This is a genomic window from Paenibacillus durus (assembly GCF_000756615.1).
Taxonomy (GTDB): Bacteria; Bacillota; Bacilli; order Paenibacillales; family Paenibacillaceae; genus Paenibacillus_AQ; species Paenibacillus_AQ durus.
Window position 1 is genome coordinate 3,723,968 of sequence record NZ_CP009288.1, and the last position, 14,515, is coordinate 3,738,482.

The window sequence follows — 14,515 nt, forward strand, 5'->3', positions numbered from 1 at the left end:
TTAGTGATAAGGCATCAGCATCATGATATGTACGAACGGAAATACGATAATCCAGCTGTCGCAGCGGTCGAGAATGCCTCCATGTCCGGGCAGCAGCGTTCCCGAGTCCTTTATACCGTATGCCCTTTTATAGGCTGATTGAACAAGATCCCCAAGCTGTCCGACCACGGCGCTGGCAAGACCGATAACTAGCGCACGCCCTAAGGAGAGCAAATCGGGAGATATTAAGGCAAAAATTAAAGCAACCGCCATCGCGATGACGATTCCGCCTACTGCTCCTTCGACGGTCTTATTGGGGCTGATCGCAGGCCAGAGCTTTGTTCTTCCCATCGCTCTGCCGACAAAATATGCTCCGGCATCACTGCTCCAAATGCAGCAGAGAAGCAGAAGGGTCCAGAATAGTCCATTGCCGTCCGGCGCAGAACGGGAAACCGCCATATAGGAAAAGCCTGTCCCTATGTATAAAGCGCCGATGAACAGCAGCGCGGTTATGCGAATATCCACTTTATTCTTGGTAAACACTGTTATGACAAGGAATAACAGCATCAAGAGCCATACTCCCTGCATCCAAGATAAAGGCGCGGAAAACCCAATTAAGTCCCAAGGCATCATAAAACCCAGCACAGCGGCATAGCCTGCCACTGCACTGCGGCCTGCAGGTGAACAGCCGATCATTTTGACGAATTCATAGTAGCCGATCAAAGCCATGGCGATCAGCAGAAGGTGAAACCACCAACCGCCAAGCAGGCATAGTCCCAAAAATAATGCACCGGCCGCCACCCCGGTTATTAGTCGCTGCTTCAAACGTTCTCAACTCCTATCAGCTACTTCAGGCCGCCATAACGGCGGGTGCGCCGCTGGTACTCGGCCACAGCCTGAAGCAGATGCTCCTTGCCGAATTCCGGCCAGTAAATATCGGTAAACCACAATTCGCTATAGGCCAGCTGCCAGAGCATAAAGTTGCTGAGACGCATTTCACCGCTAGTCCGGATAAGCAGGTCGGGATCGGGCAGCCCTCCGGAGAGCAGCCGGCTGTCAATCAATTCTGCCGTTATCTGCTCCGGCGCTAAATGTCCCGCAGCAATATCTTTCCCCAAACTGCGCATGCAGTCCTCAATTTCCTTACGCCCTCCGTAATTTAGCGCAAAATTCAAAATCAGTCCGGTGTTGTGCTGTGTGCGAAGCACCGCTTCGTCCATCGCTTTACGGGTATACGAAGGCAGTGCCTCACTGTCGCCCATGACTCGTACCCGGACGTTCTTTTCGATCAGTTCGTCCAGTTCGATAGCCAAAAACTCTTCCGGCAGACGCATCAGAAAATCGACTTCCTCTTTGGGCCGTTTCCAATTTTCCGTTGAGAACGCGTACATCGTCAAGTATTCAATACCTAGCTCGTCGGCGGCAATCGCGGCGCGCTTAACCGCCTTCATACCGTTCTGATGGCCGACAATGCGCGGCAATCCAAGGCGTTTGGCCCAGCGGCCGTTGCCGTCCATAATGATGGCCACATGCCGGGGAATATTATCCGGTGAAATATCGACCGGCTGCTGCCGCTCTTCCCGGCCCAGCCAAGATTGAACCCGTTTGATCATTAACGTTTCCTCCATGTTTCATGCGAGAAAGAGACAAACCCCACCAATTGAGGAGGGGCCTTAATCTCTGCGCTATCTTTATACTTCCATGATCTCTTTTTCTTTAGTCAGGAGCACTTTGTCGACCTCGGCAATGAACTTATCCGTCGTCTTCTGGATATTCTCCTGATGTCCCCGGGACTCGTCTTCTGAAATGCCGTTCTTCTCCATCTTCTTGATATCGTCATTAGCATCGCGGCGGATGTTGCGGATCGCTACTTTGGCTTCTTCGCCGAATTTTTTCGTCAGCTTAACAAGCTCCCCCCGGCGTTCTTCCGTAAGCGCAGGAATGGACAGACGGATTGTGCTGCCGTCGTTAGCAGGCGTAAGACCGAGATCGGATTTCATAATCGCCCGTTCGATATCGGCAAGCGAGGATTTATCCCATGGCTGAATAAGCAGCGTGCGGGAATCCGGGGTGTTAATGTTGGCAAGCTGATTAACCGGAGTCGGCGAACCGTAATATTCCACCTGAATGCGGTCCAGCAGCGAAGGGGTTGCACGTCCGGCACGAAGCGTCGACAAATCGCGTTTGAGCGACAAAATCGCTTTCTCCATGCGCTCTTCGGCATTTTTTTTAACCGATTGTGGCATTATTCTACACTCCCTTTAACAATTGTTCCGATGCGTTCTCCCAGAACAACGCGCTTGATGTTGCCCTGTTCCGTAATGGCAAACACAATAAGCGGTATATCGTTATCCATGCAGAGAGAGGATGCGGTGGAGTCCATGACCCCCAAATTCTTGTTGAGCACGTCCAAGTAAGTAAGCTGTTCATACTTTTGGGCGGTGCTATCTTTGAACGGATCAGCGGAATAGACGCCGTCGACTTTGTTCTTGGCCATCAGAATGACTTCGGCCTCGATTTCGGCCGCACGCAGCGCCGCAGTCGTATCGGTCGAGAAGAACGGATTGCCCGTACCGGCTGCAAAAATAACAACCCTCCCTTTCTCCAGATGGCGAATAGCCCGGCGCCGGATATAAGGCTCTGCGATCTGCTGCATCGAGATCGAGGTCTGTACTCTGGTCGGCACACCGATCTGTTCCAAAGAGTCCTGCAAAGCCAGTGAATTCATTACCGTAGCCAGCATGCCCATATAATCAGCCGTCGCACGGTCTATGCCGCTTGCGCTGCCAGCAATGCCGCGCCAAATGTTGCCCCCGCCACAAACGATGGCGACTTGGACGCCAAGCTCCACGACTTCCTTCACCTGCTCGGCAATAGAGCTAATCGTATCCGCATCGATACCGTAACCGTTAGGCCCTGCCAGCGATTCGCCGCTGACCTTCAGGACTACCCTTTTAAATACCGGCTGTTCCAAATTGTATACCCTCACTTTGCAATGGTGCCTTACAGGCCCCAGGTTACTCGTACATCCCTGCCGCATGAGCGGCGAGGGTGTATCGGCGGCCAAGCTGTCTCACTCCGGTCCGGCATCCCCGTAAGGAGAGCAGATCCGTATACTTCCGCTTGCAAAAGACGGAACACCATGTACCTGTGTTCCGCTCCTGAAAGTGCCTGATATATGTTCCACTCTGCGGCGCTAGCCGCGAATGCTTATTATTGTTTTACTTGCGCCATTACTTCTTCTACGAAGTTGTCGACTTTCTTCTCGAGACCTTCGCCCAGTTCGTAACGGACAAAGCGGCGAATGGAGATGTTCTCGCCGATCGTGCTGATCTTTTCGTTGAGCAGGTTGGAGATTGTCTTATCAGGGTCTTTGATAAAGGCTTGTTCAAGCAGTACATGCTCTTCATAGTACTTATTGATGCGTCCTTCGACCATTTTGTCAACGATTTTCTCCGGTTTGCCTTCGTTCAGCGCTTGCGCTCTCAGAATTTCCTTTTCCTTCTCAATTTCTTCCGCAGGAACTTCCTCACGGCGTACGAAACGCGGAGCAGCTGCGGCGATTTGCATGGCGATATCGCGTGCGAAATCCTTGAATTGGTCGGTCTTGCCGACAAAATCGGTTTCGCAGTTGATTTCTACCAGAACGCCGATGCGGCCGCCTGCATGAATGTATGATTCAACAACGCCCTCAGTTGCAGCGCGTCCAGCTTTGTTTGCCGCTGCGGAAAGGCCTTTTTCGCGGAGAATTTCAACCGCTTTGTTCAGATCGCCGCCAGCTTCTTCCAGTGCTTTTTTACAATCCAGCATGCCGGCGCCGGTTCTTTCGCGGAGCTCTTTTACGGATTTTGCGTCTACTGCCATTGTTTAATCCCTCCAGATAAATTGTTTGCCTTCTAAATTCAAAACGCCCCCACAAAGAACAGCCTTGGCTATGGAACCTTAGTTGGTACTTTGCGGGGACCTGGAAGCTTAAAAGCTATTCATTCGGTAAAAAAAGGGCAGTGAGAGGTTATCCACCTGCCGACCACCCTTTTCATTTAATTTCATATTCGATGTGCAATCAGCAGGATTTATGCTGAAGTTGTGTCTTCGCCTTGATGAGCTTCCACTACAGCGTCAGCCATTTTACCCGTCAGCAGCTTAACGGCGCGGATTGCGTCGTCATTGCCCGGAATAACATAGTCGATCTCGTCCGGATCGCAGTTCGTATCGACGATAGCAACAATCGGAATACCCAATTTGCGTGCTTCGGCAACGGCAATGCGCTCTTTACGCGGGTCAATAATGAACAGCGCGCTTGGCAGACCTTTCATGTTCTTGATACCGCCAAGGAATTTCTCAAGACGTTCTTTCTCTTTGCGGAGAAGGATGACTTCTTTCTTGGGCAGAACGGAGAATGTGCCGTCCTCTTCCCAAGCTTCCAGCTTTTTCAGACGGTCGATACGCTTTTGAATCGTTTGGAAGTTCGTCAGCGTGCCGCCGAGCCAGCGTTGATTGATGTAGTACATGCCCGAACGTTCGGCTTCTTCTTTTACAGAGTCTTGAGCTTGTTTCTTTGTTCCCACGAACAGGACCGTACCATTGTCGCCTGCTACGCTTTTTACAAAGTTGTAAGCCTCTTCTACTTTCTTGACCGTCTTTTGCAGGTCGATAATGTAGATTCCGTTTCTTTCAGTGAAGATATAACGATCCATTTTCGGGTTCCAACGACGAGTCTGGTGACCGAAGTGTACCCCAGCTTCGAGAAGCTGCTTCATGGAGATTACTGCCATCTTCACACACCTCCTAAGTTTGGTTGTATTGTGTGTCCCTCCGCCAGGTATCATCTTGCAGCAAGACTTTCTTCGGAAGAAAGCACCGCTTGCTGTAATCAACCGACGTGTGTTTTAACACCGTCATTTAATATATCACAAGACTACATGGGATGCAACGTCTGGCGCACGATTTTTGTCATAAAACGCGATGCTTGATAATACGGGTCCATATTCACTTAAAAAACGCCCATTTTTAATAGCGGCGCTCACTTTTTCGCCATAACCAGCTCATCGATGATTGATTCAACGCTCTGTCCTGCCTCAAAACTGTACTGCCCGTATTGAATCCGTGTATTTGCCTTGCGGCTGCGGGCGGCATCCAAAAATGCGTCCTTGTCATGGATTACTCCCGCTCCCGCCAGCAAATCCGAGACTTTGGTTAGATTGGCTCCCTTCGGAATACGCAGGACAATACTGGAAACAACCGGTTTCTTGGCATATGTATCGGACGACGGCGATGCCGCAGCGGACGGCTTAGCGGGCGAAGCCGGAGCCATAGGAGAAGCCGCCTGGCTGGGCGGTGATGCTGGCTGGCTCTGTGCAGCAGGAGATTTCGGGGCCGCAGGCTGCGATGTGCCTCCGCTATTGACTTTACCCTTTGCGTCTTGGCCTTTTGAGGCTTCCTCTTGCTGCTCCAACGCTCGCCACTCGTCAGCTGTCAGCAGATTCGATCCCGCATCGGCAACCTTCATGTTCAGCTTCGAAGCTTCCTTGGCAAGCTGCGCCTTCGTTGGTGTAGCCATACCCGCCGAAATCATAAGCTGAAGAAGAAGCGCTCCAGCCACGAGCCCGCTGCCGAGCCCGATGATAAAGGAACGATTCCTGATCACGCTGATTCCTCCTGTTTGGCGAGCTGCAGAATCAATTGAATTTCTCCTGATTGCATTCCCGTTTTCTTGGCGATGGCATCGATAGATTTCCCCTCGTTATGAAGTTCGAATAGCTGCGGATAACGAAGCTTAATCGTGCTGACCGGTTTGGCCTTAATATCAACTGCCGGGTCGTCAGTCGCTTTTGTTTGAACTTCCGGTTGCTGCGCATGCGCATTTGTTTCTTTTCCGCCGGATAACGCCAACTGAAGGAGCCCGTTCTCATTTGCAGCCATACGCGTCTCCAACTGTGATGTTCTTTGCTGCATCGCGTCCAGCCGCCCATTCAGTTCGCTAAGCTGCTCTTGAACCGCGGCCTGGTTGCTCTGGGACTGGGTCTTGATGGAATCTAGCAGCTCCAGCAGTTCACGGTTTTCACGTTCGACATCGGTCATATATAATTCCAGCGCCGCTTCGACTTCTTTCAGGCTCTGCTTGTCCGCACCGCTGTCCTTGTTACGGGCACGCGACGGCAGAAACAGCGCATAAGCCAGCGCAAATCCGCCAAGCATAACAATGTACGCCCATGGTTGCACGTATCCGCTCTCCTTTAGTTAATAGAATAAATATTCCGCTTCTCTAATTACAGGGCTTCTAATTACTAAACTCTAAATCTAGAGCTTAATATCGAAGCGGTGCCCTTTATAGGGATGCTCCGCGTTTCGCTCTTTGTCTTTCTTTTGTTCCCGGGAAGTACCGTTACCAGTAGAGCCCCCCCGGTGTCCTTCATCCCTTACGGCGGATTCCGATGACTCGCTGACCTCCGTGCTGCGGTGGGCCAGTTCACGAGATTCCTTTATGTTCTGACCCGCCAATCCCTGCTGCTCAAGCCCGGGCCGATGCTGAAGTTCTTGCTGGAGCTTACTCGCCTCAGTTGTCCGGGGCACTGCAATTTGCAATTCAACTGGCTTTAAGTTCACGGTAATCCCCTGCCCTTCCCCGTTAGAATCTATTCACCCTCATCAGAGGATTTAGACGTTAGGCGCCATATAAATGTCGCCCTCGGAGTAGTAGAACGTAACTCGCTCTGCCGTGTCCTTAATAAATCTGGTATATCTGCCGATTACGATTTTCGAGCCGCCGTAAATGGTTTTGACGACCTCAACTCTGGCCGAATCCGTATCCTCAAGCATTCTTTCGATCTCCAGAATCCGTTCTTTAATATGGGCTTCCTCTCTTTGCTGAGATTGCTGAGTAGCATTAAGCTTGATCCTTAAGGCAACCTTGTCCGGGGGCAGGGAACCGTTTATCGCCAACTGATTCAGCAGATAGAGCGCCTTTTTCGTTTTATCGGCGTTATCCAGGAGCAAGCGAAGCTGCTGACGAAGGTCGTTAATTTCATTTCTCAGCTCGGGCAGCACTCCAACTTCGATAGCTGTTGCCGTCGACATCGTGTTTCCAATCGTGCGCGCAACTACTTTTTCCCCCGCCTGCACCGTTCCGCCTACGATAAGACCCTTAGACCCATTGCATAACACGTTCTTGCCGGCGCGGATATTTGAATGCATGATGCTCTGGGAGACAATGATATCCTCCGCCGCCGTCACATTTCCATCCTGAATAAAGGACACCTTCACATTGGTTCCGGCGCTGACTAATCCTTTGTTATAACCGATAATGCCCCCATTGATTTCGATTGAACCTTTTGCAAATAGTTCAGCCCCTTCAACACCGCCGCTTACCCGAATGTCCCCTTCTGATTTCACCGTAAACCCGGACAGTACATTGCCTCGGATGACGACGGTGCCGACAAAATCGATATTCCCAGTGTTGTAATCCACATCGCCCTGCACTTCGTATACGGGAAAAACATTGATTTTACCTTTATCGGTATAGGATATCAGTCCATCTATTGCCGCATACATTAGGGTTCCATCATCATTAAGCAGGACGTTCTTACCGACCTTGAAGTGGGCAGCCTTCCCTGCCTTGCAGGGAATCGGATCCCCGGTGACAGACATTCCGGGCTGCCCTGGTTCAGGGGGAATAAGCGTGGCAATCAGTTGTCCCTTGCGGACATTGCTCAGCCGGATTAATTCCTTAAAGTCGACCTTGCCGTCTTCCTTTTCCATCGGGCGGTGGTCATTATCATCCTTAGTAAAAGTAAGCAATATTTGTCCGTCTGTACCGTTTACGGGTGCCTTGCCCAGAGCAATCGGCACTTTGCCGGATATGTACTCTTCCGGGTGATCTGCAAAACGCTGAACGATATCCCACTGTACACCGTAGAGAACCTTATTTCGCTGCAAAAAAACGCCCAGTTCTTCAACCGAGCAGGCGAATCCTTCATCCCGTTGATAAAATTCAAGATACGCAATTTCCTTGTCCTCCGAAAAGCTGATGCTCAAATATTCGCTCAACGCAGATTGAACAACCATTTTCCGCCTCCTTGCCGCCATACCTGGCTAATCATTTTGCATTAAGAGATCCCGATTCTTCTCAAGCGTTCCCCGCAGCCGCAGTATCGCCTTGGAATGCAGCTGCGATATCCGTGAAGGAGATAAGGACATGACCTCTGCAATTTCGCTCAAAGATAGGTCTTCATAATATAAAAGGGACACGACGGTCCGTTCTTTCACAGTTAGTTTCTCGATGCCTTTGGTAAGCGTTTCACGAAGATAGAACTCATTTACTTTATGATCAGGGTTCTTGGCTTTATCATCCACCAATACCGACATACGGGTCTCTGATTCTTCTTCCCGAATTGGATCCTCTAAAGAACAGAGCGTCATCACCGCCACATCCTGGAGCATGCTTTGAAACTCTTGTTCGGTTACATCTAAATAGCGGCTCATCTCTTCATCGCTGACAGATCTTAAATATTTCTGTTCGAGCTGCTGGTATGCATCCTCAATCTTTTTCGCCTTTTCCCGGACCGAGCGCGGAACCCAGTCGCCTTGACGTAGAGAATCGAGAATTGCGCCTCGGACACGCCAGGAGGCATAAGTTTGAAATTGCAGTCCCCTTTTGTAATCAAACTTTTCAATCGCGTCAATCAGTCCCATAACGCCATTGCTTGCCAGGTCGTCTTTCGAGACGTTTTTAGGCAGACCTACGGCCAAACGCCCGGCAACATAATCCACTATGGGCAGATATTTCTCGATCAGATTTTTTTTGGCTTCCGGGTTCCCTTCTTCTTTCCACTGTTCCCAGAGGGCCTGGTGTTCCAAATGAGAAGCTTTATGCTCGTTCAACGGCTTTCACCCTTCCCACAGTGTAGTCGGCGAGTCCGCGGGCCAGGGTTCATTGAAATCCACAATATGTCTCCCACTACGCTCGCTCATTCATTTTTTAAGTGACGAACGGCCTTGGCCAATTCTTCAGGATCCTTCATCGAGACCAGTTTGGGAGGCTGAAGCGGCTTAAACTCACCGTTTTCTTGTTTCTCTTGTTCAGGCTTAGGTTTAAGCAAATCCTTTAATTCCTCATTCTCGTCCGGAGTCAAAATATCCACTTGAGCGCCCAAAGTCTTCTGAACACCGCCTGAAGAGGAGAAGAGTTTGTCCGAATTTGCAGTTTGCTTAGTAATAAGCCCCAAAACCCATTGCAGGGCATAGGCAAGTAAGAACCAGAGAATAAATCCCGCTAATCCCCGAAACAAACTGGTCATTGGCAAATTGTTCCGCAGCGAAAACAGATAGGTGAAAATAAAACCGGCCAGCCCGCAGGTCAAGTTAATTAAAATAGTTCTAGTCATCATATTATAATTCCTTAACACCTTTTTGCACACTGCGGATATACAATAATCCGGAACTGCAGGCGATCTCGATCGTACGGCCGTAACTGCCCCCCGTATCTTCCGCCAATAAAGGAATATTCAAATTCTCCAAAGTTCGCTTACAGGATTCCACATTGCGCGGGCCAATTCTCATTGTGTCGTTCCCGCCGGCAAAAGCGAACATTTGGGAACCGCCGGCCATTTTGGCCACAATCCGGCTGCGGATCGCACCGAGACTGAGCAAGCGGGATAAAAGCTCGGGGATTGCCGTATCTGCGAATTTGGCAATGTTAAGCTTCCCTTCGCGGGCGATCTCCGATGATGGCAGCATGACATGAGCCATTCCCCCCAATTTTTTCTCGGGATCGTAAAGTGTAAGTCCAACGCATGAGCCAAGACCTGTGGTGCGGATTACTTTATCGTGGCTGCCTACGTTCAGATCAGCCATTCCCACCTTTATAACACTTTGCTCCTCTATCATTCAAACGGCACTCCCAGAGATTGAAAAATTTTAGGAAACGATTCAGGATCCGGAATAAGAAAGAACTGGCCTTCAATCTCATCCTGCCCTTCCAAAAATGTTGTATCGATCAGGAGTGCGTCGTCTCCCATCTGTCCGAACTGCAAAAGCCCGTAGCTCAAAATCGCTCCCGCCATGTCCATCGCCAAAGCCGGTACCGTCGGGTACATGGAAAGGGAAGTAAAGTCGGCCAGGGACGAGAGGTAGGACCCCGCCAATATATTACCAATTTCATTGAGTGCGGAGAGTTCCATTTCACTCAGTTCTTCGCCCGACACCTCAGAGATGCCCGCTACACGTCTCAGCAAATTGCGTGCCGCATCCGGCGACAGTATAAAGAACAAATTCCCCGGCGCCTCGCCTTCGACGCGCAGAAAAACTGCAAAGACAACCTCTTCGGCACCGCCCACTTTTTCAGCGATCTCCTCGAATCCAAGCAATTGAACTTTAGGAACCGCCATATCAATCGGCTTGTTCAGCAATTGGGACAAAGCTGTGGCGGCGTTCCCAGCTCCGATATTCCCGACTTCCTTTAGGACATCCATTTTAAAATCTTTCTGATATTTGAACATTTCCATGGCATCAGCCCTCGAAACTTTCCAGTTGCACGATTTCGTTCTTATTGAGGACTTCTGACAAATTAAGCATAATGAGCAGGCGATCCTCTCCTATTTTGGCCACACCATCCAAGTACTTGGCTTTAATGCCCCCTACCACTTCCGGAGGTGTATCGATGGATTCCCTGTTCAAATCGATCACATCGTTGGCCGAATCCACGATAAAGCCGACCTCCATCTCATTGACAACAACGATAATGATGCGGGTCTGATCGGTATGCTCTGCCTCCTCCAGACCAAATCTTCCTCGAAGATCGATCACGGGGATAACGACGCCGCGCAGATTGATGACCCCTTTGATAAAGTTGTACGTCTTCGGAACCCGCGTAATCGGCATCAGACGCTCGATTGTTTGAACTTTATCCACTTCGATCCCATATTCCTCGGTAGCTAATTTAAAGACAATGACTTTAATATCTTCTGCCATGGAAAGTACCTCCATTTATGGTTTCTTTTACTTAATAAAAGCGTTGGCATCGATAATTAGCGCAACCTGTCCGTCGCCAAGAATTGTGCCTCCCGATATTCCCTGGATACTAGGCAAGTACTTGCCTAGATTCTTAATGACAATTTCGTTCTGGCCAATGAAATCCTGCACCGTGAGCGCAACGAGCTTGTCACCTTTGCGAATGACAACAATTTCGGTCTCTTCTTCGTCGCTATCGTCATAGTCTGGCACATTAAAAATGGTGCTTAGGGATACGATCGGGATATGGGAACCCCGGAACTCCAACATCTTGGCACCATGGACGCTGCGAATCTGCGACCGCTTCACGATTCCTGTCTCCACAATGGAAGAGAGCGGAATCGCATATTTCTCCGAGCCCAGCCGGACCAGCATGGCGGCTATAATGGACAGCGTAAGCGGAAGCTGAACAGAGAATGTAGTACCTTTCCCCGGAGTGGAATAGATGGTGACGTTGCCTCCAAGCGATGAAATCTTAGCTTTCACGACATCCAACCCGACCCCCCGGCCCGATATATCGGAAATAACCTCGGCTGTGCTGAATCCTGCGGCGAACAACAGCTGATGGGCCTCATTGTCACTCATTGCCGCAGCTTGCTCCGCAGTGACGATTCCCTTATTAATCGCGGATTTCAGCACCTTCTCGCGGGAAATGCCGGCGCCGTCATCCTGAATTTCTATAAAGACGTGGTTGCCGCTGTGGAAGGCACGCAAATGAATGGAGCCGGTCTCCGGTTTGCCGGCGGCGATCCGGTCGGATACGGATTCGACCCCATGGTCGAGCGCATTACGCAAGAGGTGAACGAGCGGATCGCCGATTTCGTCGACGACGGTCCGGTCGAGCTCGGTTTCAGCGCCCGTAATGATCAGGTCCACCTTTTTGTCGAGTGACTTGGCAAGATCGCGAACCATACGGGGAAAACGATTGAACACCGTATCCACCGGTACCATCCGCAGCTTCATGACTATATTCTGCAGGTCGGCACTCACTCGGCTCATATGCTCAACCGTCTCGGTCAATTCTCCGCTCTGGATATCCGAAGCATGCTGCTCCAGCCGCACCCTGTCGATTAGAAGCTCGCTGAGCAGGTTCATAAGAACATCCAGACGGTCGATATCGACACGGATGGTGCGTGATGGAGCGCCGGCGCTTTTGGCAGGAGCCTTCTTGGCTTCTTCTCTTTTGGGGGCTGCTGCGGGCGTTTCGTTAGCCGGAGGGATGTTCTCTCGCGCAGGAACTGGGGGGGCCTCCTCCACAGCGGCGGCGACTTCCGCCTTTCCAAGCTGGCTCAGCGTCTCCACATCAAGCGCCACCGACGTTACATTATCGATCTCGGATACTCCCATGATCAGAGTCTGCATTTCCTCGGCAGTCTTCTGGGAGATATAATAGAGTGAAAAGCTGTAATCAAACTTTTCCTGCTCGATATCCTGAACCGAAGGGAAGGATTTCACGACTTCACCGAAACGCTCTAGCAGTTCAAAGACCATATAAGCCCTCACCGCGCGGAGCTGACAGTCTTTACGAAGCGATACTTGAATGAATAGCACCTGAAGTCCTTCCTGAATCGATTGTTCAAGAACCGATAGTTGGAATTCATCGAGAAGAGCCGGTGCTTCCGTTTCCTTGGGTGCAGCGGCTGCCGGCGCGGCGCCTTCTCCCTGAGCCGACGGCACTTCGCCGCGCACAATTGCTTGAAGAGAGGACACAATGGCAGATACGTCGGCTTTACCCTCTCCACCGGCAGTAATATCCTGAACCATGGCTTCAAGCGCATCAAGACTCTTGAATAAAGTGTCAAAAATAAAATCCTGCATAACCAGCTTGCCGTTTCGCACCAGGTCCAGTACATTCTCCATCTGGTGGGTTAGCGAAGCCAGATCTTCAAATCCCATTGTCGCCGCCATGCCTTTTAAGGTATGTGCGGAGCGGAAGATCACCTGCACAATACTGAGATCGTCCGGATTGGCCTCCAGGCCCATCATATTCTCGTTCAAAGACTGCAGATGATCATTCGACTCATCAATAAACATGGATAAATACTGATTCATGTCCATGTCTGAGACACCTACCCTTCACGTTCGCTTTGCGTTATTTAACGACTTGAACCAGTCTTGGAGCAATGTCTTGCAACGGCAAAATATAAGTGACACACTGGAGCTCAACTGCGGAACGCGGCATCCCGTAAACGACACAGGTTTCTTCGCTCTCGGCAAAGGTTGAGGTGATACCCGCGTCATATAGCGACTTCATCATCTTGGCGCCATCGCCTCCCATTCCGGTCATAATAACCGCATGGCGCTCCAAAGCTTTTAGTGGAAGCAGTGACTCGAACAGCGTGTCCACCGAAGGACGATGACCGTTACGGGCTTCCTCCTTTGACAGAGCTACAGCATACTGCCCTCCAGCGGTTTCCGTGACCTTCATGTGATACCCCCCCGGAGCAATATAAGCCGCTCCTTTCCGCAGAATCATTCCCTGCTCCGCCTCCATGACATCCAAAGGACTAAAGGTATTCAGCCGCTGGGCAAGCGACTTCGTAAAATTGGGGGGCATATGCTGCACGATAACAATCGGTGCGGGAAAATCGGCCGGAATATTCTCAAGCAAAGCTTTCAGCGCGCGCGGTCCGCCTGTTGAACATCCGACGGCCACAAGCTTTGTCAGCCCATTCACGCTGAATTTGCGATCCTTGCCTGCCGCTACGGGAGTATCTGGACCCGCTCCTGATTTCGGCGGCTTCGGCGCAGCAAGATCAGCCGGGACGTCCGATTTCTTCTGGGAAAAAGTCTTGATTTGTCCGGCTTCCGGCTTCGCTCTAGGAGGGACGCTTTTTGTTCGCTCTGAGCGAGGAACCGGCGGCTTGTCTGCACTCTTGCTTTCGGCGGGCTTCCCGGTAACCGGCGAGGGCGGCCGTGTGATCGGCGCTTTAATATCCTTTATTTCCCGGCTAGGGATGTGTTCCGCTGCGCCTCCGTCCGGCTTATCCGCCGGCTTGACTGGCGGCGGGGGAGAAGCAGGTTCGGGCGGCTGCAATGCGGGTGAACCGCCTGTGCTTTGAAGCTCCGACGCAGACCGCGCTTCCCGGCGTTCGCGAGCAAGCATGGCTTCCTTCATTTGCTCCCTCAGCGCTTCCCCAACACTGTTGATATCATGGGAGCTGGAAACCGAGGGTTTGCGAATAAAGTCGAAGGCCCCGCCTTCCAGTGCAAGGATGGTCTCTTTCATTCCTTCTTCATTAATACCGGACAGCATGATGACAGGAAGGGGATGGTCAAGCATGATCAGCTTCAATGCTTCAAGGCCATTCATTTCCGGCATTTCCACGTCCATGGTGACAAGATCCGGCTGCAGTTCCTTCACCTTCTCAACCGCTTGTCGTCCGTTGACTGCCGTTGCCGTTACTTGGAAGTCGGCGTCCTTTTCAATTAAATCGGAAATGATTTTGCGCATAAATGCTGAATCATCCACTACCAGAACTTTATATGGCTTCATATCATGTCCACCTCTGTCCTTAAATTCAGAACA

17 protein-coding genes are annotated in these 14,515 nt (G+C 50.9%); all 17 read right to left on the reverse strand.

The window, feature by feature from the left end:
- The 17 genes from PDUR_RS15770 to cheB all read right to left on the reverse strand — a co-directional run bounded on the left by PDUR_RS15770 (position 1) and on the right by cheB (position 14,482).
- Positions 1-804 carry a phosphatidate cytidylyltransferase gene (locus PDUR_RS15770; RefSeq protein WP_042207105.1) on the reverse strand — a complete coding sequence of 268 codons (804 nt, stop codon included), beginning with the start codon at positions 802-804 and terminating at the stop codon, positions 1-3.
- A 20-nt stretch (positions 805-824) separates the two neighbouring features.
- The gene (locus PDUR_RS15775; protein ID WP_042207106.1) at positions 825-1,592 is read right to left on the reverse strand and encodes an undecaprenyl pyrophosphate synthase; all 768 of its coding nucleotides are present in this window, start codon (positions 1,590-1,592) and stop codon (positions 825-827) included.
- A gap of 78 nt (positions 1,593-1,670) precedes the next feature.
- Entirely contained in the window at positions 1,671-2,225 is a 555-nt protein-coding gene (gene frr / locus PDUR_RS15780; protein WP_025690375.1) for a ribosome recycling factor, read from the reverse strand.
- Positions 2,225-2,953, reverse strand: coding sequence for a UMP kinase (pyrH, locus tag PDUR_RS15785; RefSeq protein WP_042207108.1), 729 nt, complete (start codon positions 2,951-2,953; stop codon positions 2,225-2,227). Before pyrH ends, frr begins: the two co-directional genes overlap by 1 nt.
- 239 nt (positions 2,954-3,192) lie before the next feature.
- Positions 3,193-3,843, reverse strand: coding sequence for a translation elongation factor Ts (gene tsf / locus PDUR_RS15790; RefSeq protein ID WP_036589126.1), 651 nt, complete (start codon positions 3,841-3,843; stop codon positions 3,193-3,195).
- A gap of 209 nt (positions 3,844-4,052) precedes the next feature.
- Positions 4,053-4,754, reverse strand: coding sequence for a 30S ribosomal protein S2 (gene rpsB, locus PDUR_RS15795; protein WP_042207109.1), 702 nt, complete (start codon positions 4,752-4,754; stop codon positions 4,053-4,055).
- A gap of 248 nt (positions 4,755-5,002) precedes the next feature.
- Positions 5,003-5,626: an endolytic transglycosylase MltG gene (locus PDUR_RS15800; RefSeq protein WP_042207111.1), complete on the reverse strand. Its 624-nt coding sequence runs from the start codon at positions 5,624-5,626 to the stop codon at positions 5,003-5,005.
- Positions 5,623-6,201, reverse strand: coding sequence for a hypothetical protein (locus PDUR_RS15805; protein WP_042207112.1), 579 nt, complete (start codon positions 6,199-6,201; stop codon positions 5,623-5,625). The genes PDUR_RS15800 and PDUR_RS15805 overlap by 4 nt, the downstream gene beginning before the upstream one ends.
- Positions 6,202-6,279: 78 nt before the next feature.
- Positions 6,280-6,585 carry a hypothetical protein gene (locus tag PDUR_RS15810; protein ID WP_042207113.1) on the reverse strand — a complete coding sequence of 102 codons (306 nt, stop codon included), beginning with the start codon at positions 6,583-6,585 and terminating at the stop codon, positions 6,280-6,282.
- 51 nt (positions 6,586-6,636) lie between these two features.
- A complete protein-coding gene (locus PDUR_RS15815; protein WP_042207114.1) occupies positions 6,637-8,043 on the reverse strand; it encodes a flagellar assembly protein A in 1,407 nt (468 codons plus the stop codon).
- Between the two features lie 27 nt (positions 8,044-8,070).
- On the reverse strand, positions 8,071-8,859 hold the full coding sequence (locus PDUR_RS15820) for a FliA/WhiG family RNA polymerase sigma factor (RefSeq protein WP_042207115.1): 789 nt from the start codon (positions 8,857-8,859) through the stop codon (positions 8,071-8,073).
- 86 nt (positions 8,860-8,945) lie between these two features.
- Positions 8,946-9,365: a hypothetical protein gene (locus PDUR_RS15825; RefSeq protein WP_042207117.1), complete on the reverse strand. Its 420-nt coding sequence runs from the start codon at positions 9,363-9,365 to the stop codon at positions 8,946-8,948.
- 1 nt (position 9,366) lies between these two features.
- Positions 9,367-9,864: a chemotaxis protein CheD gene (locus PDUR_RS15830; protein ID WP_042207118.1), complete on the reverse strand. Its 498-nt coding sequence runs from the start codon at positions 9,862-9,864 to the stop codon at positions 9,367-9,369.
- The gene (locus tag PDUR_RS15835; RefSeq protein WP_042207119.1) at positions 9,861-10,481 is read right to left on the reverse strand and encodes a chemotaxis protein CheC; all 621 of its coding nucleotides are present in this window, start codon (positions 10,479-10,481) and stop codon (positions 9,861-9,863) included. Before PDUR_RS15835 ends, PDUR_RS15830 begins: the two co-directional genes overlap by 4 nt.
- A gap of 4 nt (positions 10,482-10,485) precedes the next feature.
- Positions 10,486-10,947, reverse strand: coding sequence for a chemotaxis protein CheW (locus PDUR_RS15840; protein WP_042207120.1), 462 nt, complete (start codon positions 10,945-10,947; stop codon positions 10,486-10,488).
- 27 nt (positions 10,948-10,974) lie between these two features.
- The gene (locus tag PDUR_RS15845) at positions 10,975-13,044 is read right to left on the reverse strand and encodes a chemotaxis protein CheA (RefSeq protein WP_042207121.1); all 2,070 of its coding nucleotides are present in this window, start codon (positions 13,042-13,044) and stop codon (positions 10,975-10,977) included.
- A 34-nt stretch (positions 13,045-13,078) separates the two neighbouring features.
- Positions 13,079-14,482 (reverse strand): chemotaxis-specific protein-glutamate methyltransferase CheB, encoded by a 1,404-nt coding sequence (gene cheB / locus PDUR_RS15850; RefSeq protein WP_042207122.1) that lies wholly within the window; start codon positions 14,480-14,482, stop codon positions 13,079-13,081.
- Positions 14,483-14,515 lie beyond the last annotated feature (33 nt).